Annotated in this window: 27 protein-coding genes; 10 read left to right on the top strand and 17 right to left on the bottom strand. The window is 64.5% G+C overall.

Features of this window, described 5'->3' with window-relative positions:
• Positions 1-10: 10 nt before the first annotated feature.
• Positions 11-2,764: a UvrD-helicase domain-containing protein gene (locus CR918_RS11100; RefSeq protein WP_099842921.1), complete on the bottom strand. Its 2,754-nt coding sequence runs from the start codon at positions 2,762-2,764 to the stop codon at positions 11-13.
• 192 nt (positions 2,765-2,956) lie between these two features.
• Between CR918_RS11100 and CR918_RS11095 the strand changes: the two genes are divergently transcribed.
• Together CR918_RS11095 and CR918_RS11090 are read left to right on the top strand one after the other, a co-directional pair.
• Positions 2,957-3,691: a hypothetical protein gene (locus CR918_RS11095; RefSeq protein ID WP_238492656.1), complete on the top strand. Its 735-nt coding sequence runs from the start codon at positions 2,957-2,959 to the stop codon at positions 3,689-3,691.
• 488 nt (positions 3,692-4,179) lie between these two features.
• Positions 4,180-4,587 (top strand): hypothetical protein, encoded by a 408-nt coding sequence (locus CR918_RS11090; protein WP_099842919.1) that lies wholly within the window; start codon positions 4,180-4,182, stop codon positions 4,585-4,587.
• Between the two features lie 73 nt (positions 4,588-4,660).
• Here CR918_RS11090 and CR918_RS11085 read toward each other — a convergent pair whose 3' ends face one another.
• Positions 4,661-5,020, bottom strand: coding sequence for a helix-turn-helix domain-containing protein (locus CR918_RS11085; protein ID WP_099842917.1), 360 nt, complete (start codon positions 5,018-5,020; stop codon positions 4,661-4,663).
• A 520-nt stretch (positions 5,021-5,540) separates the two neighbouring features.
• Between CR918_RS11085 and CR918_RS11080 the strand changes: the two genes are divergently transcribed.
• Both CR918_RS11080 and CR918_RS11075 read left to right on the top strand, forming a co-directional pair.
• Positions 5,541-6,404, top strand: coding sequence for a Smlt3025 familytype IV secretion system inhibitor (locus tag CR918_RS11080; protein ID WP_099842915.1), 864 nt, complete (start codon positions 5,541-5,543; stop codon positions 6,402-6,404).
• Positions 6,405-6,430: 26 nt separating this feature from the next.
• A complete protein-coding gene (locus CR918_RS11075) occupies positions 6,431-7,756 on the top strand; it encodes a Smlt3024 family type IV secretion system effector (protein ID WP_099842913.1) in 1,326 nt (441 codons plus the stop codon).
• 46 nt (positions 7,757-7,802) lie between these two features.
• Here the strand turns inward: CR918_RS11075 and CR918_RS11070 are convergent, their stop codons facing one another.
• The 7 genes from CR918_RS11070 to CR918_RS11040 form a co-directional block, all read right to left on the bottom strand.
• The gene (locus CR918_RS11070) at positions 7,803-8,180 is read right to left on the bottom strand and encodes an EF-hand domain-containing protein (RefSeq protein WP_099842911.1); all 378 of its coding nucleotides are present in this window, start codon (positions 8,178-8,180) and stop codon (positions 7,803-7,805) included.
• Between the two features lie 31 nt (positions 8,181-8,211).
• On the bottom strand, positions 8,212-8,604 hold the full coding sequence (locus tag CR918_RS11065; RefSeq protein WP_099842909.1) for a hypothetical protein: 393 nt from the start codon (positions 8,602-8,604) through the stop codon (positions 8,212-8,214).
• A gap of 90 nt (positions 8,605-8,694) precedes the next feature.
• Entirely contained in the window at positions 8,695-10,659 is a 1,965-nt protein-coding gene (locus tag CR918_RS11060) for a MacB family efflux pump subunit (protein WP_099842907.1), read from the bottom strand.
• On the bottom strand, positions 10,656-11,846 hold the full coding sequence (locus CR918_RS11055; protein ID WP_099842905.1) for an efflux RND transporter periplasmic adaptor subunit: 1,191 nt from the start codon (positions 11,844-11,846) through the stop codon (positions 10,656-10,658). The genes CR918_RS11060 and CR918_RS11055 overlap by 4 nt, the downstream gene beginning before the upstream one ends.
• 136 nt (positions 11,847-11,982) lie before the next feature.
• Positions 11,983-12,405 carry a hypothetical protein gene (locus tag CR918_RS11050; protein WP_099842903.1) on the bottom strand — a complete coding sequence of 141 codons (423 nt, stop codon included), beginning with the start codon at positions 12,403-12,405 and terminating at the stop codon, positions 11,983-11,985.
• A 321-nt stretch (positions 12,406-12,726) separates the two neighbouring features.
• Positions 12,727-14,076, bottom strand: a complete 1,350-nt coding sequence (locus tag CR918_RS11045; protein WP_099842901.1) for a sensor histidine kinase — start codon at positions 14,074-14,076, stop codon at positions 12,727-12,729.
• On the bottom strand, positions 14,076-14,750 hold the full coding sequence (locus CR918_RS11040) for a response regulator transcription factor (RefSeq protein ID WP_099842899.1): 675 nt from the start codon (positions 14,748-14,750) through the stop codon (positions 14,076-14,078). Before CR918_RS11040 ends, CR918_RS11045 begins: the two co-directional genes overlap by 1 nt.
• Before the next feature lie 211 nt (positions 14,751-14,961).
• Between CR918_RS11040 and CR918_RS11035 the strand changes: the two genes are divergently transcribed.
• A complete protein-coding gene (locus CR918_RS11035) occupies positions 14,962-15,243 on the top strand; it encodes a hypothetical protein (protein WP_059064492.1) in 282 nt (93 codons plus the stop codon).
• Between the two features lie 57 nt (positions 15,244-15,300).
• Here the strand turns inward: CR918_RS11035 and CR918_RS11030 are convergent, their stop codons facing one another.
• Entirely contained in the window at positions 15,301-17,442 is a 2,142-nt protein-coding gene (locus CR918_RS11030) for a TonB-dependent siderophore receptor (RefSeq protein WP_099842897.1), read from the bottom strand.
• Between the two features lie 73 nt (positions 17,443-17,515).
• On the bottom strand, positions 17,516-18,160 hold the full coding sequence (locus tag CR918_RS11025) for a TetR/AcrR family transcriptional regulator (RefSeq protein WP_099842895.1): 645 nt from the start codon (positions 18,158-18,160) through the stop codon (positions 17,516-17,518).
• Between the two features lie 82 nt (positions 18,161-18,242).
• On the opposite strand from CR918_RS11025, the gene CR918_RS11020 reads away from it, so the two are divergent.
• Positions 18,243-19,778: an FAD-dependent monooxygenase gene (locus CR918_RS11020; protein WP_099842893.1), complete on the top strand. Its 1,536-nt coding sequence runs from the start codon at positions 18,243-18,245 to the stop codon at positions 19,776-19,778.
• 38 nt (positions 19,779-19,816) lie between these two features.
• Here CR918_RS11020 and CR918_RS11015 read toward each other — a convergent pair whose 3' ends face one another.
• The 4 genes from CR918_RS11015 to CR918_RS11005 all read right to left on the bottom strand — a co-directional run bounded on the left by CR918_RS11015 (position 19,817) and on the right by CR918_RS11005 (position 21,043).
• The gene (locus CR918_RS11015) at positions 19,817-20,065 is read right to left on the bottom strand and encodes a hypothetical protein (RefSeq protein WP_080148510.1); all 249 of its coding nucleotides are present in this window, start codon (positions 20,063-20,065) and stop codon (positions 19,817-19,819) included.
• Positions 20,066-20,194: 129 nt separating this feature from the next.
• Positions 20,195-20,464 (bottom strand): hypothetical protein, encoded by a 270-nt coding sequence (locus CR918_RS11010; RefSeq protein ID WP_025878728.1) that lies wholly within the window; start codon positions 20,462-20,464, stop codon positions 20,195-20,197.
• Positions 20,465-20,608: 144 nt separating this feature from the next.
• Entirely contained in the window at positions 20,609-20,785 is a 177-nt protein-coding gene (locus tag CR918_RS21160) for a hypothetical protein (protein WP_165780900.1), read from the bottom strand.
• Between the two features lie 9 nt (positions 20,786-20,794).
• Positions 20,795-21,043 carry a hypothetical protein gene (locus tag CR918_RS11005; RefSeq protein WP_025878727.1) on the bottom strand — a complete coding sequence of 83 codons (249 nt, stop codon included), beginning with the start codon at positions 21,041-21,043 and terminating at the stop codon, positions 20,795-20,797.
• 177 nt (positions 21,044-21,220) lie between these two features.
• Between CR918_RS11005 and CR918_RS11000 the strand changes: the two genes are divergently transcribed.
• Entirely contained in the window at positions 21,221-21,508 is a 288-nt protein-coding gene (locus CR918_RS11000) for a barstar family protein (protein ID WP_099842891.1), read from the top strand.
• A 91-nt stretch (positions 21,509-21,599) separates the two neighbouring features.
• Here CR918_RS11000 and CR918_RS10995 read toward each other — a convergent pair whose 3' ends face one another.
• Positions 21,600-22,808 (bottom strand): MFS transporter, encoded by a 1,209-nt coding sequence (locus CR918_RS10995; protein ID WP_099842889.1) that lies wholly within the window; start codon positions 22,806-22,808, stop codon positions 21,600-21,602.
• 79 nt (positions 22,809-22,887) lie between these two features.
• The gene (locus tag CR918_RS10990; RefSeq protein WP_099842887.1) at positions 22,888-23,340 is read right to left on the bottom strand and encodes a phosphohydrolase; all 453 of its coding nucleotides are present in this window, start codon (positions 23,338-23,340) and stop codon (positions 22,888-22,890) included.
• 122 nt (positions 23,341-23,462) lie between these two features.
• Between CR918_RS10990 and CR918_RS10985 the strand changes: the two genes are divergently transcribed.
• The 3 genes from CR918_RS10985 (at position 23,463) to CR918_RS10975 (ending at position 26,299) form a co-directional block, all read left to right on the top strand.
• Entirely contained in the window at positions 23,463-23,720 is a 258-nt protein-coding gene (locus CR918_RS10985; RefSeq protein ID WP_025878723.1) for a hypothetical protein, read from the top strand.
• A 36-nt stretch (positions 23,721-23,756) separates the two neighbouring features.
• Complete coding sequence (locus CR918_RS10980) at positions 23,757-25,436, top strand: type IV secretory system conjugative DNA transfer family protein (RefSeq protein ID WP_025878722.1); 1,680 nt, start codon at positions 23,757-23,759, stop codon at positions 25,434-25,436.
• 416 nt (positions 25,437-25,852) lie between these two features.
• Positions 25,853-26,299 (top strand): hypothetical protein, encoded by a 447-nt coding sequence (locus tag CR918_RS10975; RefSeq protein ID WP_099842885.1) that lies wholly within the window; start codon positions 25,853-25,855, stop codon positions 26,297-26,299.
• Positions 26,300-26,353 lie beyond the last annotated feature (54 nt).

The following is a 26,353-nucleotide window of genomic DNA, read 5'->3' as shown; positions in this document are numbered from 1 at the left end:
ATGAAGATTCTTAGTAGCGTCGCCCATCCTTCGGTTTGTTATGGCACAACGGATAACTAGAGCACGACCGGAACGCCCCGTGCGGCCCATTCCGCTCCACAAACACGCCCAACTTGCACACCGGGCAGCGCTCCTCATTGATGGCCGCGCCTGAAATCCCGGACACCTCCACAACCCCTTCCGCCACCAGCTCGTCCAGGAACGGTGAGTGCTTCCCCTGCAGAGTGAACATCGCAACCGACCGTCGCGCACGCGTCAGCGCGACATAGAACAACCGTCGTTCTTCGCTCAGTGGATAGGTATCACCATCCGGCATTGCCAGCGAAAGCACCGGGTCATCCGAGCGTAGGCTCGGGAAGCTGCGATTGATCATGCCCGGCAGGATCACGTAGTCCGCCTCGCGCCCCTTCGATCGATGTGCTGTGAGGAACTCGACATCCATCGTGCTGCCAAAGGTCGTCTTCCAATCCGAAGGCACTACACCGCGATCCGCGCGGTAGCGCCCCAGAACAAACACGCTAACGCGCCCGTCGCGTCCCTGCGGAACCGCACCTGACAACAGCTGCTGGTGCAGCTTGGCAAGGTACTGGCGAACACCATCCTGCACCTCCTCACGCCGGTTCATCTGGAACGCCTGCAGCACCGGACCCCTTGCCGGCGTAGCAGAACGAACCGTCTTGGCAATCTGCGCCGGATTGCGGCTGATGAAGCGGCTGGAAACATCACACAGTGCCTGTGGGCAGCGGAACGTCTGCTCCAGTTTCAGCACCTGGCCGTGCCCCATCCATTCGCGGAAACCGGTCATCACTGAAACATCGGCGCCGGCGAAGCGGTTGATCGACTGCCAGTCGTCGCCTACGGCAAACAGATAGCGGCCCGGGCGGTTGACCAGAGCGCGGCACAAGCGGGCGCGGGCGCGCGAGGCGTCTTGGAATTCGTCGGCCATCACCAGCTCGTAGGGCGATTCATAGTGGCCCTGTTCCAGCAGCCCGGCGGCCATGTTCAACATGTCTTCGAAGTCGATGCTGCGTTCGTCCGCCAGCGCGTCATCCCACGCCTGGAACACAGGCCCCGCGATTTCAAGGAAGCGCCGGTAACGTTCCTTGAACTGATCCTCGGGCATCTGCCGCAGACGCTCGGCCATGTCTTCCAGGCTCAGGCAGTTGCTCTTGGCGTGTGCAATGAAAGTGCGCATCAGCCCGATCAGATCGGCATCGGGCATGGGCTTGGCGCCGCGATCGGGCAGCTCGCGATCCGGGTTGGGGTCGAGCTCGACGCGCGATTCGCCCAGCCGTTCCGACAGGTGGTGCAGGGCCTCGCCACTGCGTAGCCCGAACGAGGTGGTCTCGACCAGCGCGGTACCGCGTGCGGTATGCTGCTCGCGTTTCCAGCGCACGCCATCGGCGTAGTTGTCGAAATGCTTCGGCGGCTGGCCGTCGGCATCCAGCGCGAAGTGCTCGTGATACAGCTCGGCGTCCGGGTAATAGAAGTCCGGGCGATACTGGCGATGGGTATCCGTGGCGGTATCGAATTCGTAGCGCCGCTCGTAGTTGTAGGCCACGCCGTTGTAGAACAGCCAATCGGCAATCACGCACTCTTCCAGGCTCTTCACCCGCTCACCTTGCAGGGTGCGGATGTAGGGGGTGCCATCGCGGTCGTAGCCATCGGCCAGCATCTGCGTGCCCAGCGGCGGCAGGTCGCGCCCGAATACCAGCCGGAACATGTCCCACTGGGTGCGGAAGTGGGTCGAGCGGTCCTTCAGGTCGTCTACCAGCTCGGCCAGCTTGTTGAAGCCCAGCGTTGCTTCGACGGCCCATTCGGGAATATCGGGCTTGCGCCCCGTCGCCTTGGCGATGATGGACAGGCCAAGTGCATGGAAAGTGCGCGCCTCCACCACGGTATCGCCCATGCCTAGCCGCTCGAAGGATCGCTGTGCCCGTTCTTCCAGCTCTTTGGCGGCATCCTTGTTGAAGGCCAGCATCACGATGCGCTCGGGGGCCACAAAGCCACGGTCGATAGCGTAAGCAGCCTTGGCCACCATAGTGGAGGTCTTGCCGGAGCCGGCTGAGGCGACCACCTGCACGCGGTTGTCGAAACAGATGACCGCGCGGGCTTGTTCTTCGGTAAGCGGCTTGCTCTCCACCCGTTGCAGGAAGTTCCTGGCCAGCACCAGCTCGCGCGTTGCCATGGACGCGTTGGCCTCGGCCCAGACGGATGGCCAATCCAGTTCCCAGTCGCGCAGGGCGTCCAGCGCGGCACGGTGGCTGTGCGCGTGCAGGTCTTCGTGTACGGCGTCGTCGAGGAACAGCTGCTGCAGCTCGGACGGCTGCAGGGGCAGGGCGGGGCGCTCGGCCAGCAGTGCTTGCTGCTGTTCGTGGGTGATCCATCGGCGGTCGGCGCTGGCGCGGTCGGTCAGGGCGTCTGCCTCGGCCAGCCAGCAGTAGATCTGCGCGAGGATGTCTGCAAAGAGCGCTTTGCGACTGCGGGTCGTGCAGGTAAACAGGACCTGCTGCACGGCGGCCGAAAGCTGGGATGCTTGGCGGTTGGGCAGGCCATCGACGGACACCGTGTGATGGTCTTCAGTCTGCAGCTCGACCCGGGCCCAGAACAGGCCTGGAATGATCCGCACGCGCGCATCATCGTCCACGTGCTGGCGGTAGTGCTTGCCACCCATGCGAATCTCGACGTATTCGCCTTCCAGCCGCAGCAACCAGTGTGCTGAACGGGTCAAACGCTGGCCCCAGCCCGAGGGGCGCCATTCCATAGACATCCAGAAACTGCCTTGCATACGTCAATGGGCGTAAAGTGCCCTTACGAGCCAATGATAAGCGGGCTTGGTGTCGCTTGCGGCTTGTACCGCCTCCGTCTGGGCGAACGCAGGCTTGCACCGGGTTACCATGGGGCCCGCAACCCGAGCTCGCCGTCGTTCAATGGTTGCAATCCAGGAAGGATTCCCATGTCGAAGCTGATGCAGCATTTCCCGCGCCGAATCCGTGTGTTGGCCGTCGCGCTGTTGGCCGCAGCACTGCCCGCCGCTGCGCAAGCAGCCGTCCAATCATTGGCGTGTGGTCTCTGGTCGGAAGAGGCTGACGGGACCTGGGACGCCCTGCGCTATGTGGATGGAGCCACCGGCGCTACGGAATCGCGCGACACCTATCAATGGACATCGAAGCAGGTCTCCTTAGGGACCGGTGCCACGTTCAGCTGGAACCTGACCTACCACTGGCCGCGTGATGCGACCCGTCAGAAGGCCGTTCCCGAGCGCGACGTGGTTGTGGGCATGGATTTCCGGTTCAACGCAAAGGAGATCGGCCAGCCACTGAAAGACCCGGGGCATACGTGGATTCATCTGTACCGTTCCGCCGATCCGGCCAGACGGTTCTCCGTTCACTCCACCAGCCTGACCAACACCATGGACTGGACGCGCCTGCAGGATGGAAGCCTGTATGGACGAGCGTTGTTGTCGCTGGACACGGTGCTGGCATTTGGCACGGACTTGGATGCACTTGTCTGGAACATCCGTCGTGGTCCCGATCCGCTGGGTGTGACCGAGTCCGAGTTTGCGGGCGCGCTGCCCGTGTCAGCGATGCGCGGCAAGATGGCGCGGGTTCCGCAACTGCGCGTAGCGCTGGACCGCAAGGCGGCGAACTTCCGCAGTGAATGCAAGGCGCCCATCATGATGGGGCAGTAGTGACCGTGGCCATGCCCCATGCGCGCCCGTAGCAGTCTGTGGCGGAACGCGTCGAACCTGTAGGCGGGTCGTGATCTGCATGATGGCGGCGCTTTGGGTAATCCGATCGTCGTAATCGGCCATGCCGTGGGCGACGGTCGACTGCTCCGGTGCGTGCGCTTCGTCACGGCTCCACTTCGCAGACGGCCCCGGCTGTCGCAGGCTGCACATAATGCTGTTTCTGCCTCTTTTCAGCGCCGGACGGCGCGCGAATCATGGCCTCGCCAAGGCACCTGCCTAGGCCGGGATTGGCGTCCCGAACTTACGTATCACTACGGATCGTGTTGCAGCCGCAACTGTAATCACGACAATGCACCGTCTGCCAGTCCATGGTGGGCGGTGCGTGGGGATCTCTCGATCCGCCGGCTTTAGTGGTACGTATCCGGCACGCCAACCCGCACCGTCCGCCACCTTGCATCTGCAGGTGGCCACACCGCGAGGTTGCCACCATGTCTGACCTGCTTCCCGACTATCCCTGTCTGCACACGCTGCTCGGCGATGCCGTGCGCGATCTTCCCAATGCTCTCGCCGAAAAGATGGAATACGCACTCAGCGATGCAGCCGAGTCCGCGCCTCCGTCGGCGTTCTTCACGTTCCTGCAAGGCCACGGCAAAGGCCATCGTGCGGACGGCACACCGTGGTCCGAAAATCGCCTCACGCCCGGTCGCGCTTTCGACTTGGCCTTGGCTACCCGCAGTGCCTCTGGCATCACCGCGCTCACTGCCATGTTGCACGCCGCACACGTAGCGCGGGAGAACGACGATCCGGGCTCCTATCCGTCTGCAGCGCTGGTCGATGGTCTGTTTGATGCCTGCGAAGCACTGTCGCTGCAGGTAGAGCGCTGTCTTGACCCTTGATTCACAGGTGCGCCGCAACGGGAAGGGTGGGGACTTCCAACGTGGTCCCCATGCCTGCGGTTCAAGCGCCGTGCTAGTCGCTGTCGCTTTCTGCTTGCTCTGCGCCGCTCGACCGCTTCGCGCGCTCTTTCAATTCAGTCGCCAATCGTCGCTGTTCTGCGTGCGGCATCCTGGCGGCGGCGAGAATGACATTGGCCAGCACATCGCTATCGGCCAATAGATAGGCGAGAGGAACGCCCAGTTCGGCAGCCATCTTGCCGGCAGTGGCAAAGTCCGGCTCCGACGTGCCCTGTTCGTAGCGTGTCACCCGGCTGGACACCACATCCTCAGACAAGCCAATGCGCCGGCCCAGCTCGCGCTGGGAAATGCCCATCGCCAAGCGCGCTTCTTTGAGGCGCTTGGTGAACTGGTCGCGGAGAGATGTGGGGGACATTACCCGCCTGGGCGCATCCTGTAACGGTCTACAGGATGGCAATCGCCCCACAATTCGTATGCTACATTATTTGTAGCTACGTAGGTCGGAGTAGCGTATGAAGCCGTCTTCGCGGCCAGCGCCGCGTGGCAGCACAACATCGGCAATCTGCCTTGCCTGCGGATACCGCGGCCCGATGGCCATCCGCAATGGCCGCGGGCATTGGTCTAGCTCCGGGTGGGCATTCACGCTTCTCGCGCTGCTTGGCGGTGCAGTTGGTTTCCTATTGATGGGCATCACCGGGATGCTGGCCATGTCGATACTGATCGGCATTGTGGGCGCACTCGTGGTCCGTCCGTCCTCTGCTTACCACTCCTGCCCTAGATGTCGCGTCGATCTGCAGTGGCGTTGAAGGTGCCAACTGGCACGGCGATGGAGGTGCGTAGGAAAATTCTGATCGTGGACGGGTAGTGATGACGTTCCTGTCCCGTTGATCGGCCTTTGCCTATAGTGGCTCCAAACCCCGCAATGGAATGGCCCGATGCACCCGATGTCCTCCGGCCGGTGCCTGGCACTCGCAATCGCCGTCGCTGTGAGCGCCAGTGCCTGCGCACGACCGACATCCACCGAACACGAAAGGAATCCCGCCATGCCTGGCGCAACGCAGACCGGCCGCACCCTCAACGGCCACACCTACACCGACGCGCCCGTGGACGTGAAGCTGGGGCCGAATACCTTCCGCATCCCTGCCAATTATCTGGACAGCCAGATTGCGCCTTGGCCGGGGGAGGGGGTGACGCTGGTTATCGAATGGCCTGACATGAAGCCGACCGCGCCGGGCGCACGGGCGAATCCGAGGACCAATGATTTCCGCAAGGAGATCGCGGTGGCGGTGAACTACATCGACAGGATTCCAATCGAAACGTCGCTTGCGCGACTGTCGTCCAACGAGGCCATCACCGAGGAGGGATCGGTGGAACGTGGTGATCCACGGGCACGCCTGGACCTGCGGATTGCCCGGCCAGCGACGCTGGGGCTGGTCCCTTATGCCATCGATGAAGAGAAGATGGCCCGCTATTCAAAGGACTACGAGGCCCGCTACGGCAAGCCTCCTGTTCGAAACCCGACCTATGAAGATGACTGGTATGTTGCGCGCAACGAAGATGGTCAGCTCACCACATTCATAAAGTGCGAGACCACCTCGTTCCGGGGTGATGGCGTGCGCCTGGAAGGCGATCAGGTCATCGACCTCGACGACCCGGTGGCGGCAGGATGTACGCACTATTTCGTGGATGTCGAGAACAAACTCTCGATCACCTTGAACTACAAGCGGGCATTCCTGAAGGACTGGAAGCGCATGGAAGACGCGGTACGGGATGTCTTGGCACGCACCAAGGCCAGGTGATCCGAAGACAATTCAAGGAGTAAGTCATGGGTGGACTGACCCAGAAGGACATCAGGATCCTCACTGCCTATGCGGATTCGGGCAACCGGGAGCTCTACTGGAACTATCTCTCGCAACTTCCCGGTGCAGACGGTTATGGAACGCTGGCGTTGGGTGTTGTGCGCAACGACAGCCTGCCCGGGCGGGTGGCAAACAGTTACGCTCAGGAACATGCGAGAACCCAGCACGACGATGGTTCACGCTTCCCCAATGCGGTGTTGAGTGAACGGCAATGGGAAGCCTTCGGACAGAGTCTGCTCAAGCAGGACCTCGTGTTGCGGCAGTACTGGTCGCAGCAGCAGCGCCCGGATCTTGCCTTGAACCTGCCCGGCAAGGATGTGATGACCGCGCACGACCGTGCGTTCGAGCAGCATCGCCTGGATCCCAATTGCTGGACACCCCGCGTGCTGCTTCAGGCCGCACTGGAAAAGAGTGGCCCGCAGAAGCTGGAGCAGATCTGGACCAACATGCTCGACAACGATGGGGCCGGACTCCCGCGGGTGGGAAGTACCAGCCGCGATGCGATCACCCAGATGGGATTGAGCAAGGGGAGCCAGTACCTCGGCACGCTGACGTTCCATGAAGTCACCCAGGCCCTGGGTGGCCGCTCCTCGGTAGACCCCAACGTCATCGGCGGCCTCAATTCCTACGCGTTGTACTTTGAAGAGGACAGCAAGTGGGTCAGTGTGACCTCCGGCGGTGGGCACAGTTCGCTGCGCGAGATCACCGATCCGGCCCGCATCGCCGAACTCAACGACGCGCGCGAAGTCCGCCTGGAGCGGCAGCAGAAGGCCACCCACTTCCACCCGGAAGATCCCTACCGCTCCATCACCCGCAGCCCGCTCACTGCATCGGTCGATGGCATGCCAGGCCCCCAGCGTTCGCCAACGCGTTTGGCGGACATTGGCCCGGGCCACGCCGAGTACAGTCTGCTGCAGCAGGTCAGCGGGCATGTCGCCGGCATCGACGCCAGAGCAGGACGCACGCCGGATGAAAGCAGTGAACGTCTGACCGCCAGCGTGATGGTCCTGGCCCGGCAGAACAACCTGGACCGTGCCGACCATGTGCTGCTCAGCGCGCAGACGGCGGACAGCCCAGCTGGCCGCAACGTGTTCGTGGTGCAGGGCGAGATGAACGACCCGGCACACCTGAGGGCTTCCATGCCCACCGATGTGGCCGTGCAGACGCCGGTAGAGCAGTCGTTGCAGCGTCTGGAGCTGGCCAGCGCGGAACGGCAACAGGCCCTGTCCCAGCGTCAGCAGCAGGAATTGGACAACCAAGTGCGCGAGCATCCGGCAATGCGGCAGGCATAGTGCGCAGCAAGGGGGCAGTGGGGTATTCCCATTGCCCCCGCACCCGTCACTTGCCCGGTGCGTCGGCTGTCTGGGCAGCCACCATCGCCTGCTGCATTTCCTTCAGCGACAGGTAGCCATCGCCGTCGGTATCCAGTCCCGTGAAGTACTTCGCAATCTCCGGCACCACGGCCGCTTCTTCCTTGCTGATCTTTCCGTCCTTGTTCTTGTCCATCGCAGCGAACGCGGCATCGATCGAGTCAGCCTGCTTGCTGAAGCGTGCCTGCTGATACGTAGCAAACTCGGCCTTGTCGACGCGACCGTCCTTGTTGCTGTCCATCGCGGTGAAGGTGGAATCGATATAGGCCTGTTTCGGGTCGGCTGGCGCGGCCTGTGCAAGCAGCGGGGCGGCGCACAGCGCAATCAGCAGGGCGGTCTTGTTCATATGCATTGCATGTAGTCCTTGAGTGAGGGAGTCAGCGGCAGGGGTAGGTGTAGCCATCGCGGTCGCGATAGCTGTCGGTACGACGGTCGTAGTTGCCGTAGCGGTTCATGCAGTAATCGGCGCGCTCACGTGTTTCCCGCTCGCGCTTCGCTGCTGCCGCAATCACGCCCGCCACCACAGCCGCGCCCACGACGCCCACCACCACGCCCGCAGTCTTGGCGTCATGCCGGCGCTCGCGTTCGCGGTCACGCTCCCGCTCGCGGCGCTGCCAGTCATCGCGCTCGCGGTCACGATAGTCCTGGTTCCACTGCGGGTTGTGGCGGTCGCCACGCTGCGCATGGGCATCGCCCGAGTAGGGCAGCAGCACCAGCAGTTGTGCGGCCGCTACAAGCAGCAGCACAGTCCTTCCTGTTTTCAGAAACATCGTCCAGCTCCTGTGCGGACATCGTCGGTAGCTGCAGTACACACCGCAGACATTGCGCGAACCTGCCGTCACCGCAGGCAATTGCAGCGCCTACCGGACCAGCGCCTCCACCGGGTCCAGCTGCGCCGCGCGACGTGCCGGCAGGAAGCCGAAGCCGATGCCGATCAGGCTGGAACACGCGAACGCCGCGATGATTGAATTCGCTGAAAACACCAGGCTGAAGCCCACGTCGGCCAGTGCCAGCACTGCGCCCAGCAGCAACGCCACACCAATGCCCAGCACACCACCAAGCAGGCACACCAGTACCGACTCGATCAGGAACTGCTGCAGGATGTCGCTGCGGCGCGCGCCCACGGCCATGCGTACGCCGATCTCACGGGTGCGCTCGGTCACTGATACCAGCATGATGTTCATCACTCCTATACCACCCACCACCAGCGCGATGGCGGCAATGGAGCTGATCATCATGGTGAGGATGCCGGTGGTCTGTTCAATCGAGTGGCGGATCTGCGCGTTGTTGCTCATGTAGAAGTCGGTACTGCCGTGGCGGCGGGTCAGCAATCGTGCAATGGCCTGCTCGGCCGCTTCCATGCTGGTCGCATCGGATACGCGCACGGTGATGCTGGATACATGGCTCTGGCCCAACACCCGCGCCATGGCCGTGGTGTAGGGCATCCACACCCGTAGCAGCGAGGCGTCGCCGGCGGCGCCGGCATCTTTCTTCACCACACCCACCACGCGCACCGGCACGGTGCCCAGCAGCAGGGTCTGCCCGATGGGGTTCTCGGCTGCGGCGAAGAAGCGCGCGCGGGTGTTGGCGTCGATGATCGCCACCTGCTGGTAGCCAGCCACACCCTGCGCGCCGAAGAAGGCGCCTTCGCCCAGCTTCAATCCATGCACGCGGAAGTACTGTTCGCTGACGCCCTGCACCTGCACGCTGGCGGAGCGGTTGCCGCGCATCGCGGTACCCGTGGTGGCTACGCCAGGGGTGGCACTGTCCACGAACGGTTGCCCGGCCAAGGCCACGCTGTCACCCGGGGTAAGGGTCTCCACCCGCGCCGCGTGCAGGTCGCCAAAGCCGGAGCCTGGATAGATCTCGATGGTGCTGGTACCCAGCGAAGAGATGTTGGACAGGATGGCCTGACGCGCACCCGTACCCAGCGCGACCACCGACACCACCGAGGCGATGCCGATGATGATGCCGAGCATGGTCAGGAAGGTACGCATGCGGTGTGCGTTCATGGCGCGCAGGGCCATGCGGAAGGCCTCGGAGAAGCGATCACGCACGGCCTGCCAGCCGATGCCATCGTTGCGTTGCGGCATCGCGGTCGGCGCCATGCCCGCTGCCGAGCCAGCACCCGTGGCACGATCATCGACAATCCGACCATCGCGGATCTCGATGATGCGCTGGGCGTGCTCGGCCACCGCCATGTCATGGGTCACCAGCACCACGGTGTGGCCTTCGGCATGCAGCTCGCCGAGGATCTTCATCACTTCCTTGCCCGACTGTGTATCCAGGGCGCCGGTCGGTTCGTCGGCGAAAATCACCGCACCGCCATTCATCAGTGCGCGGGCAATCGACACGCGTTGCTGCTGGCCCCCCGACAGCTCGCCGGGCAGATGTTGCATGCGTTCCCCCAGGCCCAGCCGCGCCAGCAGTTCGGCGGCCCGCGCGTGGCGCGCGGGGGAGGGCATGCCGGCATAGATCGCCGGCACTTCCACGTTGCCCAGCGCGGTCAGGTCGGCCAGCAGGTGGTAACGCTGGAAGATGAAGCCGAAGTGTTCGCGGCGTAGTTCGGCCAGTTCATCGGGCGACATCTGCGCGGTCTGGCGTCCTGCAATCTGGTATTCGCCGGCAGAGGGCCGATCGAGGCAGCCGAGGATGTTCATCAGCGTCGACTTGCCCGAGCCGGACTGGCCGACAATGGCCACCAGTTCACCGGCATGAATGTCCAGGTCCACACCGTCCAGTACCACCAGCGTCTGCTCGCCGGCGGCGAATTCACGGCGCAGCCCACGTACGCTCAGCAGAGGCTCGCTCATGGGGGCGCTCATCCGCGCTGCGCGGGTGCGGCGGCGTCTTCGTCGCCGGCTTGAGCAAGAACGACCTGCTCGCCTTGCTTCAAGCCGCTGCGTACTTCCACCTGGATCTGGTCATCCAGTCCGATGGCGATGCGCCGCGCCACGGCGCGCCCGTCTGCACCGAGAACCTGCACGCTGTAGCTGCCATCGCCGGCCCGCGCACCCAGCGCGGCGGAGGGGATGGTCAGGACGTTGTGGGCACGGCCGAGCACGATGCGTACCTGGGCGGTCATGTAGCTGCGCAGGCGCCCATCACTGTTGTCCACGTCGAACTGGCCGTTGTAGTACATGGCGGTGCGGCTGCCGGCGGACAACGCCGGTGACGTGAGGCTGGATGCATCTTCGTTGGTGATCGATTCGGGCGCTGGCGCAATGTCGCGCAGCGTGCTGCTGTACCGGCGGCCCGCATCGCCAAGGATGGTGAAGAAGGCTTCCTGGCCGACCGTGGTGTGCACAACGTCGGCCTCGGAGATTTCGGCATAGACAGTCATCACGTCCTGGTTGCCCAGCATGACGATGGTGGGTGCGCTCTGTACCGCGTTCACCGTCTGCCCCTGACGGGCGACCACCGCCAGCACCGTGCCATCGGTAGGCGCGGTGATGCGGGTGTAGTCCAGATTGGTCTGCGCGATGTCCACCTCGGTCTGCCGCTGCACGATCTCCCCATCCAGCGCTTTGATCTGTTCGCGGGTTGCCTCCACCTTGGCGTTGGCCGCGTCGAAGTCGGCGCGGGCAACCAGCTGCGATGCGACCAGTCGTTGCTGCCGCCGCAGGGTCAGTTCGAACTGGCGTAGATCGGTGGCCAGTGCATCACGGTTGGCGCGTGCGGTGCGCTGTGCTGCCTGCGCACTCAGCAGTGCATTGCGCTGGGTACGGGAGTCGATGTCGGCAATCGGGTCACCTGCCTTCACCTTGTCGCCCAGCTTCACGTACAGGGTTTCGATGCGTCCGGAAACCTGCGCGCCCACGCTCACTAGTCGCGATGGCTTCAGGGTGCCGGTGGCTTCCACCACCTGCTCGATGTTCCCACGCACCACGGGCGCGAGCTGCAGTGGTGGTGGCGGTGCCGGTCGGAGCCAGAACCAGGCGGCAATGGCAGTGCACAGTACGGCACCGGCGGTCATCAGCAGTCGGCGGTGTTTACGCGGTGCCGTGCTCATTCGCACAGCGTCCAGAACGGGCAGGTCATCGGTGGTCCTCGCGGCAGGAGAGATGCACGCGCCGGGTGCCGGGCGTGGATGGCCGTCGAGTCTCAAGGTGATGGATTGCGTGAACCTTGCGGCGCTGTCGTGGTTGTCAGGTCACTTCCATGGCGATGACCAGCGCCACGGCGACGAACTGCAAGGCACTGCCCAGCACCAGCAACGCGCTGCGCAGACGGTCGGATGTCATGCGCAGGCTGCAGAGCTGGCACAGCGTGCCGATCACCAGCCCTGCGGCAGCGAGTGTGCTGGACGGCTGCGCGTGCACGCGATGTATCACCAGCGGGACCCAAGCGCTGGCCAGCATCATCCACGCTGCATGCGTGTCCATGTTGCGCAGAGCAGCAGGGAGGGTTCGCGCTGTAGTTGATCGCCATGCGGACAGCGCGTGCAGCACGGCATGTGCGACGACGAAGAGCAGCACTGCGCTGGTCAGTGCTGCGTGTGCATGGCGGTGCGTTGAAACCACCAGTGCACTGCCGGGCAGCAACAGGAACAGCGCGGCAAAAAGGCGCATCAGCACGTTCGGACGCTTCGCAGCAGGTATCGCGCGCAGCCACTGTGGCCAATGCGGCAGTCCGCGCGCGCGATCGGCATGCGAGCGTCTATTCCACGCAGCCGCGGTCAAACCAGATGTGGCTGGTGTCGCGCGGGATCGGCTAGAGGAGGAGGGTGGAGGAACTCCTTCGGTCACGTGCAGGCTTCCTGTCAGGATGGAACGCGATGGCAGCGCAGATGCCATCGATTCGATGCTGCGCAGCGAACATTGCCGCAACCTTGCGTGTCATCGCTGTCTGCAGCGCACGGACAGGCGGCAGTCACCGATGTGCGGACGTCCTCACTGCTCTACCGATGGCGCAGAGACAACGCCCGGGTGCTGCGGAAATTCGACGCGGATCAGCGCGCCGCCACCGGGGGCATCCAGAATAGTGACACGGCCACCGTGACGGTCGATCACCTGCCGCACCAGGTTCAGTCCCAGGCCCGCACCGGTCTGCCGTGGGCGCAGTCGCTGGAACGGCTCGAACACACGTTCGCGCTGGTCCACCGGAATGCCGGGGCCATCGTCTTCCACTTCCAGGCAGCTGCCCTGCACCCGCACGATGATCTGGCGGCCACCGTGCTCGGCGGCATTCAACACCAGGTTGGAGATCACCCGTTCGACCGCGCCAGCCTCACCCAGCACCGGGAAGTGTGGTTCCACCGCCACCGCCACCGTCTTGTCCGACTGGATCAGCAGGGGCGCAAGATCGGCGGCCACCCGTTTGGCCGCCCGGGCCAGGTTGAGGGTTTCCTTTGGACCGTCCTCTTCCATGCGGTGAAGGTCCAGCAGCTGCTCGGCCAGGGTCGCCAGACGCGCGACTTCCACGGCAAGGCTGCGCGAAGTCGAATCATCAGCGGCATCGATCTTTACCCGCAGGATCGCGATCGGCGTGCGCAACTCATGCGCCGCTGCGGCGATGAAACGGCGTTGCCGCTCGTGTCCTTCATCCAACCGGTCCAATGCATCGTTGACGGCGGTTACCAGCGGCGCGATCTCCACCGGCACCGCAGTTTCGGTCAGGCGGATGCCACGACGGCTGGCCGAGATGTTGCGGGCTTCCTGCGCGATGCGCTCGACACCGGCCAGTGCCCGCCGCACGATGATCGGCGTCAGGATGATGGTGGCCAGCGCCAGCAGCAGGAAGATCGGCAGGGTGATGATGTGCGCGGCCAACGCCATCTGCATGGTCAGCGAATCGGTTTCGCCATGGGCCATGATGGTCAGCTTGCCGGCCGGTCCGCTGTGCTGGCGTACCACCACGGCCAGGCCATCGCTGCGATCACGCCCGCGCAGGTCGCCATAGGGGATGCCATCGAGGGCGCCGACCAGCGAGGCATAGGCCGGTGGCACATGACCGAAGGTGACGTGGTGCCCATGCTCGTCCTCGGCGATGAACCATGCGCCAGGGACGATCTTCAGCAGTTCGGACAGCTCCGGCGTGTGCTGCACGTACAGTTCGCCGTTGCGGTCGCGGTGCACCGCCTCGGCCGCCACCGGTGCGAAGGTCTGGATGGTGTAGTAGCCACCGCTGTCGGCACGCACCAGCACCATCAGCAGGGCGAAGAAGGCCACCAGCAGTGCGAGCAACTGGTAGATCAGCGTCTTGACGATCAGTGGGCGCTTCAACGACGGGCGACGCGCCATCACTTGCTTTCCCGCATCAGATAGCCAACCCCGCGAATGGCGTGGATCTCCACGCCCGCATCGGCGTCAGCGAGTTTTCGGCGCAGGCGCGAGACGTGCGAATCCAGGGTGTTGGAATGGATGCCGTCGTCGAAGCCATACACCGCCATCTCGATGGATTCGCGCAGCACGGTGCGGCCCAGGCGCCGTGCGAGGGCGGCCAGCACCCGGATCTCGCGCCGCGGCAGCTCCAGCCGCTGGCCGCCCACACTGGCCTCGCCCGAGGCGGGGTCGAACACCAATCGGCCGATGCTGATGGACTCCACCTGCAATCCGCTTGGGCGACGGCCCGCAGCACGGATCCGCGCGAACAGCTCCTCCAGCGCGAAGGGCTTGGTCAGGTAGTCATCGGCGCCTTCATCCAGGCCGGCAATCCGGTCCGGCAACTGGCCCAGCGCGCTCAGCACGATGATCGGCACCCCGGGGTTGCGCTCGCGCAGCAGGGAAATCAACGCCAGGCCATCGCCATCGGGCAGGGTGCGGTCCAGCAGCACCAGATCGTGCAGGCCGCACAGGGCCGCCTCCCGCGCCAGTGCCAGGGTATTGGCCACGTCCACCACATAGCGCTCGCGCTGCAGGGCGGACTTGAGGGTGGCGGCCAGTTCGGCTTCGTCTTCGATCAGCAGGATGTGCATCAGCAGGGCTTGGGCAGGGAGAGGCCGCAGAAGGGCGGTTCGGCACGCGCCGGCACCGTATTACAGGAACATTGCGTGAACATGGCGTGCCTGCACAGCCGCCGGGAGGTCATGCAGGGATGCGATGACGCCGCGGGGACGGCGCAAGGTTCACGCAATCCAGGCGCTGCAGCCTTGGCGCCCATTCGCAGTTCCCATCCCTGGAGTCACCATGAAGTTGTTCGTTCCGCTGCTGTTGCTCGCCACGCTGACCGGCTGCACCACCGCCAAGATGACCGTCACCCCGGATGGCCGCCGCGGCGTTTCCATCGACTGCAGCGGCTCCAGTTCCTGGAGCGGTTGCTACGAGAAGGCCGGGCAGATGTGCCCCGGTGGCTACGTGGTCTTCAGCAAGGATGGCGATGAGGGCAATGCCATCGCGGTCGGCAACAAGAACGGCTTCACCTCCACCCAGATGGCCACCCGCTCGATGCTGGTGTCCTGCTCGGGCTGACGCCGGTCGGGGAAGTGGCCATGCCACTTCCCCGTCGCGTTGCTCTGCAGCGCTGGCCTAGAAGCTGTAACCGGCCTGCACATACACCCGGCGCGGCTCGCCCGGGAAATGGCCGTTGCGCTCGATGAATCCGCTGGCGGCATACACCTTGTCGAACAGGTTCTTGACGTTGGCCTGGAACTGCCACTGCTTCCACGTGGTTTTCCAGCTCATGTCGAACACGGTGTACGGCTTCACGCGCTGGCCATCCAGGCTGATGCGCTCATCCACGTAGTCGGCACCGAAGCCAATGGCCGAGTTGATCGCCGGCAGGTCGCAGCGCGTCCACAGGCCCAGCTTGTTGCGCGGTGCATTGGCGAAGCGATCGCCGGAGGCATTGGTGATGCCATTGGAGCCCGCGTCCTTCACCCGCGCGTCGTTGTAGGCGTAGGTCAGGTTCAGCACCCAGCGCTCGGTCACGTCGGCCAGAAGATCCAGTTCCATGCCGGTGCTGCGCATCAGGCCCAGCGCCGCCAGCTGGTTCACTCCATTGATGACCTCGCCAGTGGCCTGCACGATGTTGCTGCGGTCGATACGGTAGGCCGCCAGGTTCAGGCTCAGGCGCTCGGCCAGCAGCGATTTCATGCCCACTTCCCACTGCCTGCTGCGCTCGGCATCGAACGGGCCGCCTGCGGCGGAATTCTGGTTGGCCGCCGACTGCGGCACGAAGCCGCTGGCCACGTTGGCATACAGGTTCAGTCCATCGCGAACGGTGAACGTACTGCCCAGGCGCCAGCTGATGTCGTTGCCATCCACGCTGCTGCCGGCAAGGCGGTCATCGTCCTTGAACCCATCCCAGCGCAGGCCGGCCAGCACGTGCCAGCGCGGGGTCAGGGCCAGCTCGTCCTGCAGATAACCGCCATAGCGCCTGCTGCGCGTGCTGGTGCTGCGCCAGGGCAGGCTGGACAGGTTGTAAGCGTGCCAGCTGCTGGCGCCATACACCGGATTGAACAGGTCGATGCCACGCACCGGGCCGGCGCCGCGCGCGAGGTCGGCGCTGTTGGCGGTCTGCGCGGTGAAGTCCGCATCCAGCTGGTACACGTCCGCACCGAACAGCACCTTGTGGTCCACCGGACCGGTGCTTACCCGCCACACCGCATTGGCGTTGGCGGTGAACGCCTCGTTGTCGCGGATCTGGTTGCGCAGCTGCCGGGTCATCCATTCGGCCACGCCATCGCGGTCGCGGTCGATCAGGCCCATCGGCTCGTGGTACATCTGGTGTTCGTTGTTGCTGAACCAGCGCGCGGCAATATCCACGTCCAGGTTGTCGCGCGGCGCGAAACGGTACTGTGCCAGCGCCACCTTGGCCCGCATGTCCAGGAAGTCGCTGGCCTCGTTGTGGTTCCAGCGGCGGTCGGTCAGGAAATTGCCCCTGTCATCGACCGGAACACCGCGCAGGCGATTGCCGCCCAGGTTCTGGGCAATGTCGGTGAACTGCAGCACCAGCTCGCCGGTGTCGCCCACGTCGAAGGCCAGCGAGGCATCGCCGATCACGCTTTCACTGTCGGTGTTCCAGCGCACGCCCTGCTCGTTGTCGCCATACAGGCCGGCGCGGTAGCGCACCGTGCCGGCTGCATTCAACGGCCCGGTACCTTCGATCGAGCCGGCGCGGAAATCCCTGTTTCCCATCTGCAGTTCAACGCGGCGTTCGGCAGTGGCTTTCGGCTTGCGGGTCACATAGTTGATCACGCCACCAGCGTCGCCGCCCCCGTACAGCGCGCCGGCCGGTCCCTTCAGCACCTCCACCCGCTCGATGTTGAACAACTGCGGTACCGAGAATCCCGCATAGGGGTCGCCCCGCAGGCCGTCATACAGCACGTTCTCCTGGCGGAAGCCACGCAGGGTCACCCCGGCATAGCTGAAGTAGCTGATGCCGCTGATGCTGCGATAGAGATCGGTCACCTGGCGTGCAGCCTGGTCGTCGATCAGCTCGCGCGGCAGTACCTGGATGGACTGCGGCACCAGTTCCAGCGGTGTATCGGTGCGGGTGCCGACAGCCGCGTCATCCACCCGGTACAACGTCTGTGCGCGGCCACGCACCTCCACCTTGTCCAGCTCCTGCACGCGGCTGGGCGGGGCGTCGGCGGCGTATCCGGGGGTGGCAAAAGGCAGCGTCGTCGCCAGGCACAGAATGCTGCGGCGGGGCAGGAAGTGGGGCATGGGCGTATCAGGCTTGTCTGCAAATGAGAAAGATTAGCATTTGCAATGAGCGGGTGCCCATCCCCCGATTGCGTCATGGACGCGCGGACGGATCCGTATACGGCGTACCGGCCAATGCCACCAGCGTCCCCGTCGCGCCGCGCACGATCAGCGGCACCATCGCCTGCCGCGGATCTCCGCCGAACGACAGGGCGCGCAGCCCCTGTTCGTAGGCGGCCACCATCGACGCCATCAGCATCGAGGCGCCCAGTCGTGCGTCGGCGTCGCCGACGGGTCGCCCCGCTGACTCAGCCATCAACTGCGCCAGGTCATCGGTCAGCAGCGCCTGCAGCTGCCGCGCATGGGCCACCAGTACGGCGCTTTGGGCCACGGTTTTCCAGAACGACGCCGCACCGGCGTTGATCCGCAGCAGCGGATGGCCGGTGTCCAGCAGTTCCCGCACCAGTCCTTGGAAGGCGGCCAGCGGCGTCATCGACGTGCGCGCGGCCATGCCCTCGCGCAGCAACTGACGCGCTTCCTCGTCACGGTCGAACACCAGCTGTTCCTTGCTGGCGAAGTAGTTGAACACCGTCTTGCGCGAAACCCCGGCGGCGTCGGCGATCTCGCTCATCGACACCGCTTCGAAGCCGCGCTCGATGATCAACCGGGTGGCGACGTCGGAAATCGCCTGTCGGGTCTCGGCTTTGCGCTGCTCACGGCGACCGGGTGGCGGGGGCATGGGCGGGTCACTTGTGGAAAAGTACACCGAGTGTAACATTGCGACCGCCAGAGCGCCGACCCGGTGCTCACGAGGATTTCCAATGCGGTACGACGTCGTCATTGCCGGGGCTGGCCCGGTGGGACTGCTGCTGGCCTGTGAACTGTGTCAGGCAGGAAGCGCGGTGCTGGTACTGGAGCAGGCGGCCTCGCCGGATTCGCCGCTCAAGCGCCTGCCGTTCGGGCTGCGCGGTTTGAATGCCCCGACGCTGGAGGCGCTCGACCGGCGCGGTCTGCTGGACGCGGTGGCAGCCGGCCAGGTGCTGAAGCCGGAGAAGGGCCCGCCGCCGCCGGGAACCGCGCACTGGCTCTCGCAGCCACGCAAGCTGGGTGGTCACTTTGCGGGTATTCCGTTTGCACTGGACAATGTCGACAGCGGTCGCTGGCCGTGGCGCCTGCGCAGCCCGGTCGGCACGCAGATGGCGGTGGAACTGCAGGCGCTGGAGGCCGTGCTGGCCGAGCGCGCGCAGGCGCTGGGCGCAGTGATCCTGCGTGGTGCGGGCGTGCAGAGCGTGCGGATGGGGGCCGACGAGGTCCAGGTCGAGGCGGGCGGACAGGCCTTCCGCGGGCGCTGGCTGGTCGGCTGCGATGGAGGCCGCAGCACCGTGCGCAAGCAGTGTGGTTTCAGCTTTGCTGGTACCGATCCAGAGTTCACCGGCCACTCGCTCAGTGTTGAACTGGAAGATCCGACGGTACTCAGCCCGGGGCGTCACACCACCGCGCAGGGCATGTGCAACTTCAATCCGCCGGGCACGATCGCCCTGGCCGACTTCGACGGCGGCGCGGGCCACCGCCAGCCACTTGATCGCGAATCGGCACAGGCGCTGCTGCGCCGCATCTCCGGCCGCGAAGCAACGATCACCGCACTGCATCTGGCCACCACCTGGACCGACGGCGCACGGCAGGCCACCGCCTATCGTCGTGGCCGCGTGCTGCTGGCCGGCGATGCCGCACATGTGCATTCGCCGCTGGGTGGGCAGGGTCTGAATCTGGGCCTGGGCGATGCGATGAACCTTGGCTGGAAGCTCGTCGCCGTCGTGCGCGGCGAGGCAGCTGATGCGCTGTTGGATACCTATCAGGCCGAACGCCATCCGATCGGCGCGCGCGTGCTGGAATGGTCGCGCGCGCAGGTCGCATTGATGCGCCCAAGCGCGGGCTCACGTGCACTGGCTGCCATCGTCGCCGATCTGGCAGAAACACGTGATGGCGCCACGTATCTCGCCGAGCGCGTGTGGGGTGTGGGCCAGCAGCTGGACCTCGGCCATACCCATCCGCTGGTGGGCCGCAGCACGCCGGATTTCCTGCTGGTCGATGGTCGCCGCATGGGTGAACTGCTGCGGGCAGGGCAGGCGGTGCTGCTGGTGTTCGATGCTGCTGCCTCGTTGTGCGAGGCGGTTGATGTTGAACGGGCCCGCATCCTGTCCATCGCGCAGCCCGCTGTCGATTCGCTGGGCCTGTCGGCGCTGCTGGTTCGTCCGGACGGCATTGTCGCCTGGGCCAGTGATGGCGCCGATGCGGCAGGACTGGCGCGGGCGGTACAGGAATGGACGGGCTCAGCTGGCAGGGAAGCGATTGCCTGAGTTCCGGCGCAGCCCGCGCAGGGCTGCGCCGCCATCTTTCAGAGATCCTTCTTCTTGCCGCTCAGGTCCAGCGGCTGGTCATTGCCTTTGCGCTCGCTCGACCAGACCTCAACGCTCTTGCTGCATCGGCTTTCGCGGGCGGCAACCTCAGGCGGCAGGTCCTTCACATGCGGCGACTCCTGGCAGGCTGCGTGCATGGCCGAATCGTCATAAGTGGCACAGGCGCTGATGGAAGCGAGAGCAAGGAAACAGAGAGCGGAGCGGAGCAGGGGCTGCGGCAGGCGCATGGGGGGGATCTCAAGAGGGCCGGTCTGGCCATCGAATTCAATCCGTGACCTGGCTCACGCGCAATCCGACTGGCAGCACTTGTTATTAAGTAACAATTGTGGGAGTGCTCAGAGGCGGGCGATTGCCAATCAGGCAATGCAGATCAGGAACACCGTCGACAGCGCGAGCATCAGCACGAACACGCGCCGGCTCAAGGCCAGGCAGGTCAGGCAGGCCGCCAACGCCCAGGCCGCCAGCAATGCACATCCCAGCAGCCACAGCCCGACCGTCATCATCGAGCCGGCCGCTGCGGCAGACAGCGCAAAGACCTTGAACAGCGCCACGCCCAGGACGCTGCCCAGCGCGCCGGCCCGCAGGGCAATCGCATCGTGGCAGGTGGGGGAAAGCTGGCGGTGCATGAGGGCTGTGTCGCGCTTTGGGAGCTGGCGTGCGCAACTCTGCAGCAAGGCGGATCTACACCGCGTGTTCGTCGCACCGCCAGCGCGCAAATGCCGTGATGAGCTCACCACGGCATGTGCATGCTGCATGCCAGTGCTGCCCGGTCAGCGTGCCGGTTGGGAGGCCAGCATGTCGCGCCCGTGTGGGGTCAGATCGATATCCGCATCTTCCGCCTGCACGGCCAGGCCTTCCTTCACGGCCCACGTCGCCGCATCGCTTCCTACAGGGCGCGCATCGGCAATGGCGCGCAGGATGGTGAACTGTTCTTCAGTCAACGGCATGGTACGTCCTCATACGCCCAGCAGGGGCGGCAGTTGCCAGTCCGAAAGGCGCGCATTGCTGATGGCCTGATGGCAGCCACAGGCATCACAACGGAACAGCGTACCGCCCGGCAGGTGCAACAGGTTTGCATCCTGGGCGCAGGTGATTTCCGCACAATGACGGCATGACACGGTGAGCGAAATGATGCGCTCCACGTCGCCGGAAATATTGAACGCGGCCTCGAAGGCATGGATGGCGAAGTGGCCGGTGTCCGGCATGGTGTTCTCGGTTGCAGACAGGTGTCTCCATCCTCGTTTTCCCACCGTGATGAGGCTGTCAGGCCAGCGCGGTGGCGAAGTCAACGAGGTCCGCTGCTACGCTTCAGGACTGCGCATGCGGCTGGGATAGCATGCAGGTTGAATTTCCACTCGCCGCTGGCAACGGAGTAGCTCGCAATGGACATCGAACTGGACGGCAACCGCATCCACAGCGAGCGGGCATTCCACGAGACGCTGGCGCTCGCACTGGGTGTCGAGCGCGGTTATGGGAACAATCTCGACGCCCTCTGGGATCTGCTGAGTGCCAGCGTCGAGCGCCCGCTGCAGCTGACCTGGAGCGGCCATCAGGTTTCCAGAGAGGCGCTGGGGCGTCGCTTCCAGCAGATCGTCGACGTGCTTGAGCGGGTGCAGCGCCAGGATGAGGCCATGGCACTGGACGAACGCTTCAGCTATTGCCTGCGGTAGGTGCGGTGTGCAGCCGCTACCAGCGTGGTGCTGCCTGTTGCCTCCTGGGCAACACCGTCGCCTGGGCGACGGCTGACGAACCGTGCGCAGTTCAGCGGCTGCCGGCGATGGCAACCCTGCGCTTCTCCAGCATCACCGACACGCACCACAGCAGCAGGCCGCCGACCGCCGTCGCCGCACCGACGTAACCGGTGGTGGCCGGGCTGAAGCCGGCGCTGATCGCCATGCCGCCCAGCCACGGGCCGAGTGCATTGGCGGTGTTGAACGCCGCATGGTTGGAGGCGGCGGCCAGGGTCTGCGCTTCGCCCGCCACGTCCATCAGGCGCGTCTGCAACACCGCAGCCAGGGCGCCCATCGTGCCCACGGTGATGATCATCGGGCCGATGGTCCACACCGATTCTGCAGCAAGCGGGTACAGCAGCAGCATCACGATCGACCACGCCAGCACCACGGCGGCGGCCTTGAAGTGGAATTTGTCGACCAGCCAGCCGCCGGCGATGTTGCCGATGATCGCGCCGATGCCGAATACGCCCACCGCCAGCGGCATCCACGACTCGGCCACGCCGGTCACCTGCACCAGGGTCGGTGCCAGGTAGGTGAACACGCAGAACATGCCGGCAAAGCCCACCGCGCCGATCGACAGCGCAAGCCATACCTGGGTGGTGTTGAATGCGCGCAGCTCGCGCATCGGCGAGGTCCGCACCTCATCCGGATCGGGCAGCAGGAAGCGCGCGATCATCGCCACCGTGGCGATGGCCAGCACGCTGACCAGGGCGAAGGCGGTGCGCCAGCTCAGCTGCTGGCCCAGCCAGGTTGTCAGCGGATTGCCGATCAGGATCGCCACCGACAGCCCCAACAGCACACGCGACATCGCTTGCCCGCGCTGGCCGGCCGGGCTGATCGCTGCGGCCACCAGCATCGCCACGCCGAAGTAGGCACCATGCGGCAGGCCAGCGACGAAGCGCGCCACCAGCATCGTGCCGTAGTTCGGGGCCAATGCGCTGGCCAGATTGCCGACGGCATAGAACCCCATCAACGCCAGCAGCAGCTTGCGGCGCGGGAAGCTGGCGCCGACGAAGGCCAGGATCGGTGCGCCCACCACCACGCCGATGGCGTATGCGCTGATCAGGTGGCCGACCTGCGTCTCGCTGATCGACAGGCCGCGGCTGATCTCCAGCATCAGGCCCATGCTGGCGAATTCACTGGTGCCGATGGCGAAGCCGCCCAACGACAGGGCGAGGATGATCAGGGTGCGCTGGCGCGGCGTCAGCCGAGCGGCCAGGGGGGAGTTGGGGCTCATTCGGGGGCGCAAAGGGGCGGGGGAAGCGCCCCATTGTACTGCTGCACCGCAACAGGCATCAGCCGGGCTGGGGGGTAAATCAGTGTTCGATGGGTGGTGCTGCCGGCGTGGCCGGCTGGCCAAGCGCCGCCAAGGCCCGTCGGTATTTGTCACGCAGGCGCTCAGCGGTGGCGGCATCCAGCGATGCCAGCCGCGCTTCATCGGCATTGTCGGCGATGTCGGCCAGCTTGACCTTCAGTGCCAGCGGATCCGCCGAAATTCGTGCGTAGTACGTGTTGGCATCCGCCGCAGACGTCCGGCTCAGCAGCCGGACCGCGTCCTGCAACGGGGCGGGAAAGGCCTGCACCTGCCCAGCGAAGGCCGGGCAGTCCTCGATCACATCATGCAGCCAGGCCACCGCCTCGGCTTCATCATCGCCGCGCACGGCAGCGGCCACCCGGCCAACGTGGCCGATGTAGGGGTGTCCCGCCTTGTCGACCTGGCCGGCATGGGCCTCCAGCGCCAGCGTGCGTGCACGTGCTACCCAGTCCATTGCGATCTCCCCGGTGCAAGCGTGTATTGTCGTACGGACTGTCTGCATGCCGCCACCACGGCCGTGCAGGCATCATCGGACGCTGCAGGAATGGCATCTGGATTCCATCAGGGAGATGAGACATGCAGGAATACACCCATCAGCTGGAACTACGCGGCCGCTTCCGTCTGGTAGCGGTGACCCACGAGCCGGTGTACGCTCCCGGCGATGTGGTCGGCCATGCGGTCATCGTCGACGGTGGGGAACGTCTGACCGACCTGATGTCGTTGGCCGATGCGCGCCGGTACCTTGAGGAACTGGTGCGGGAAGAGGGCGTGGAGCCCGGGCTGGAGAATGAAGTCAACCTGCGGAGGAAGGCGTCGCAGCGACGCCGCCGCTAAGCCGTCGCGCCCTCGGGCGCATCATGGAGGATTCGGGTGTTGTCCAGTAAGAAGTATCTGCTCATCGCCATCATCACGCTGGCGACCCTGCTGCTTGGGTTCGTGCTTTCCGGTTACCTGACGCTGCTGCTGCTTGGTCTGGATACCAAGCTGCTCACCTGGAATACCTATTACCAGTATTTCCACGCCATCGGCCAGCCGCAGGTTGCCCCGTTCGTGGGCAAGATCAAATGGGCCGGCTACCTCGGCTTCGGCCTGCCGCTGCTGGTGCTGGCCATCGTCGGCCTGGTCGTGCTGCTGAAGAAGGACAAGCGCTCGCTGCACGGTGACGCGCGCTTTGCCACCAGCGCGGATCTGGCCAAGCACGGCATGTTCAAGAAGAGCGGCCAGAGCATCGTGGTCGGCAGCCATGGCGGCAAGCTGGTGCGGCTGGACGGCCAGCAATTCGTGATCCTGGCGGCCCCGACCCGTTCGGGCAAGGGCGTCGGCGTGGTCATCCCGAACCTGCTGGAGTACGGCGAATCGCTGGTGGTGCTGGACATCAAGCAGGAAAACTTCGACCTGACCAGTGGTTGGCGCGCCAGCCAGGGGCAGGAGATCTACCTGTTCAACCCCTTCGCCGAAGATCGCCGCACCCATCGCTGGAACCCGCTCAGCTATGTCTCCGACGACCCGGCGTTCCGTGTCTCGGACCTGATGAGCATCGGCGCGATGCTGTATCCCGATGGCTCGGAAGACCAGAAGTTCTGGATCAGCCAGGCGCGCAATGCCTTCATCGCCTTCACCCTGTACCTGTTCGAGAACTGGGATGACGAGCGCAGCAGCGGCTTCCCGGGCGGGCAGGGCACACCGACCCTGGGTGCGGTCTACCGCCTGTCCTCCGGCGATGGCAGCGACCTGAAGAAGTTCCTCAAGGGCCTGTCCGAGCGTCCATTCCTCAGCAGCAACGCGCGCTCGGCGTTTGCCAACATGCTGTCCCAGGCCGACGAGACCTTCGCCTCGATCCTGGGTACCTTCAAGGAACCGCTGAACCCCTGGATCAACCCGGTCCTGGACAAGGCCACCAGCACCAACGACTTCCTGCTCACCGACGTGCGCAAGAAGAAGATGACCATCTACATCGGCATCCAGCCCAACAAGCTGGCCGAAAGCCGATTGATCATCAACCTGTTCTTCAGCCAGCTGATCAACCTCAACACCAAGGAACTGCCCAAGTCCAATCCGGACCTGAAGTACCAGTGCCTGCTGTTGATGGACGAATTCACCTCGATCGGCAAGGTCGAAATCATCGCCTCGGCGGTGTCCTACATGGCCGGTTACAACGTGCGCCTGCTGCCGATCATCCAGAGCATGTCGCAGCTGGATGCCACCTATGGCCGCGAAGTCTCGCGCACGATCATCACCAACCACGCGCTGCAGATCCTGTACGCACCACGCGAGCAGCAGGACGCCAACGACTATTCGGACATGCTGGGTTACACCACCATCCGCAAGAAGAACGTCACCCACGCACGTGAAAAGACCCATAGTTTCACCGAGGAGCGTCGCGCGCTGATGCTGCCGCAGGAGCTCAAGGCGATGGGGCCGGACAAGGAAGTCTTCCTGTACGAAGGCATCCCGCATCCGGTCAAGTGCGACAAGATTCGCTATTACAAGGACCGCTATTTCACGTCACGTCTACTGCCAAAGGTTGACGTGCCGATGCTTGATGTCTAAGTTGCAGACTTGAAAGTGTGATGGGTGCACGCATTCATTGATGTGAATTAGTGAGGCGCGTCAAAGAAACGCCATACGTTGGTCAAAATTCAGATTTGTCTGACATCGAATTGACGCGTAGTTGTGCGACTCTATGCGTGGCTTGCGAATCTGTGTGATTCGTCATGCTTTCAGAGTGGCCAGGAGTTTCAGCCATGGGAACAGGGATGGTTCCGACGTTGGTGAGGGTGCGTGAGAGGGGCCTCGGATGAGGTTGCTTCACGCGACTTGGTTGGCAGCTTTCGAGCTGCAGGGGAACCGTGCCCATGTGCTGTTAAGCAGTGCATTCGTTACGTTTTCGGCGTGCATCGCGCAGTGCCGGACGACCAAGGGACCAACATCGGGACTGCTTTTTCGTACGTCAAAGTGAAGCCCGTATGAATCAGGCGTTTATTGCAAAAATGTCCATCGCCGCAGTGGCGGCGTTGATGGTGGCCAGTTGTGCCACCAAGCCCGCCCCCGACTTCGGAGGACGCTGGAAGCCGGTCAACCGTTTCGCGACGGCTCCGACCGAGATTCCGCTGTACTCCAGCTACGTCTATCAGGCGTCGCCGATGGATCGCACGCTGAAGGCCATGCTCGAGCGCTGGGCCAAGGATTCCGGCCGCACGCTGGACTATCGCCTCAGTTCGGATTTCACCCTGTATGGCGCGGTGTCGGAGATCGACACCACCAACGCACAGCAGGCCGTGATCGATCTCACGGCGGCCTATGCGGCGCAGGGCGTTTCCGTCTCCATCGTCGGCAACCAGATCGTCGTGCAGAGCGCTGGATCGACGCCGACCGCGTCGGCCCAGGATCCCGAAGCCAGCAGCGGCAGCTGAGACCGCGTCGAAATCATCGAACGTGCCGCACCCCGCGCCTGGCGCAGGGGCGTC

The organism is Stenotrophomonas indicatrix, from assembly GCF_002750975.1.
GTDB classification, from domain to species: Bacteria; Pseudomonadota; Gammaproteobacteria; order Xanthomonadales; family Xanthomonadaceae; genus Stenotrophomonas; species Stenotrophomonas indicatrix.
This window is presented reverse-complemented; position numbering and strand designations above follow the sequence as displayed.

What these genes read in the sequence shown, in the direction of transcription:
- CR918_RS11100 (WP_099842921.1), bottom strand. Translation starts at nt 2,764, where the DNA reads ATGGAATGGCGCCCCTCGGGCTGGGGCCAGCGTTTGACCCGTTCAGCA.
- CR918_RS11095 (WP_238492656.1), top strand. Translation starts at nt 2,957, where the DNA reads ATGTCGAAGCTGATGCAGCATTTCCCGCGCCGAATCCGTGTGTTGGCC.
- CR918_RS11090 (WP_099842919.1), top strand. Translation starts at nt 4,180, where the DNA reads ATGTCTGACCTGCTTCCCGACTATCCCTGTCTGCACACGCTGCTCGGC.
- CR918_RS11085 (WP_099842917.1), bottom strand. Translation starts at nt 5,020, where the DNA reads ATGTCCCCCACATCTCTCCGCGACCAGTTCACCAAGCGCCTCAAAGAA.
- CR918_RS11080 (WP_099842915.1), top strand. Translation starts at nt 5,541, where the DNA reads ATGCACCCGATGTCCTCCGGCCGGTGCCTGGCACTCGCAATCGCCGTC.
- CR918_RS11075 (WP_099842913.1), top strand. Translation starts at nt 6,431, where the DNA reads ATGGGTGGACTGACCCAGAAGGACATCAGGATCCTCACTGCCTATGCG.
- CR918_RS11070 (WP_099842911.1), bottom strand. Translation starts at nt 8,180, where the DNA reads ATGAACAAGACCGCCCTGCTGATTGCGCTGTGCGCCGCCCCGCTGCTT.
- CR918_RS11065 (WP_099842909.1), bottom strand. Translation starts at nt 8,604, where the DNA reads ATGTTTCTGAAAACAGGAAGGACTGTGCTGCTGCTTGTAGCGGCCGCA.
- CR918_RS11060 (WP_099842907.1), bottom strand. Translation starts at nt 10,659, where the DNA reads ATGAGCGCCCCCATGAGCGAGCCTCTGCTGAGCGTACGTGGGCTGCGC.
- CR918_RS11055 (WP_099842905.1), bottom strand. Translation starts at nt 11,846, where the DNA reads ATGAGCACGGCACCGCGTAAACACCGCCGACTGCTGATGACCGCCGGT.
- CR918_RS11050 (WP_099842903.1), bottom strand. Translation starts at nt 12,405, where the DNA reads ATGCGCCTTTTTGCCGCGCTGTTCCTGTTGCTGCCCGGCAGTGCACTG.
- CR918_RS11045 (WP_099842901.1), bottom strand. Translation starts at nt 14,076, where the DNA reads ATGGCGCGTCGCCCGTCGTTGAAGCGCCCACTGATCGTCAAGACGCTG.
- CR918_RS11040 (WP_099842899.1), bottom strand. Translation starts at nt 14,750, where the DNA reads ATGCACATCCTGCTGATCGAAGACGAAGCCGAACTGGCCGCCACCCTC.
- CR918_RS11035 (WP_059064492.1), top strand. Translation starts at nt 14,962, where the DNA reads ATGAAGTTGTTCGTTCCGCTGCTGTTGCTCGCCACGCTGACCGGCTGC.
- CR918_RS11030 (WP_099842897.1), bottom strand. Translation starts at nt 17,442, where the DNA reads ATGCCCCACTTCCTGCCCCGCCGCAGCATTCTGTGCCTGGCGACGACG.
- CR918_RS11025 (WP_099842895.1), bottom strand. Translation starts at nt 18,160, where the DNA reads ATGCCCCCGCCACCCGGTCGCCGTGAGCAGCGCAAAGCCGAGACCCGA.
- CR918_RS11020 (WP_099842893.1), top strand. Translation starts at nt 18,243, where the DNA reads ATGCGGTACGACGTCGTCATTGCCGGGGCTGGCCCGGTGGGACTGCTG.
- CR918_RS11015 (WP_080148510.1), bottom strand. Translation starts at nt 20,065, where the DNA reads ATGCGCCTGCCGCAGCCCCTGCTCCGCTCCGCTCTCTGTTTCCTTGCT.
- CR918_RS11010 (WP_025878728.1), bottom strand. Translation starts at nt 20,464, where the DNA reads ATGCACCGCCAGCTTTCCCCCACCTGCCACGATGCGATTGCCCTGCGG.
- CR918_RS21160 (WP_165780900.1), bottom strand. Translation starts at nt 20,785, where the DNA reads ATGCCGTTGACTGAAGAACAGTTCACCATCCTGCGCGCCATTGCCGAT.
- CR918_RS11005 (WP_025878727.1), bottom strand. Translation starts at nt 21,043, where the DNA reads ATGCCGGACACCGGCCACTTCGCCATCCATGCCTTCGAGGCCGCGTTC.
- CR918_RS11000 (WP_099842891.1), top strand. Translation starts at nt 21,221, where the DNA reads ATGGACATCGAACTGGACGGCAACCGCATCCACAGCGAGCGGGCATTC.
- CR918_RS10995 (WP_099842889.1), bottom strand. Translation starts at nt 22,808, where the DNA reads ATGAGCCCCAACTCCCCCCTGGCCGCTCGGCTGACGCCGCGCCAGCGC.
- CR918_RS10990 (WP_099842887.1), bottom strand. Translation starts at nt 23,340, where the DNA reads ATGGACTGGGTAGCACGTGCACGCACGCTGGCGCTGGAGGCCCATGCC.
- CR918_RS10985 (WP_025878723.1), top strand. Translation starts at nt 23,463, where the DNA reads ATGCAGGAATACACCCATCAGCTGGAACTACGCGGCCGCTTCCGTCTG.
- CR918_RS10975 (WP_099842885.1), top strand. Translation starts at nt 25,853, where the DNA reads ATGAATCAGGCGTTTATTGCAAAAATGTCCATCGCCGCAGTGGCGGCG.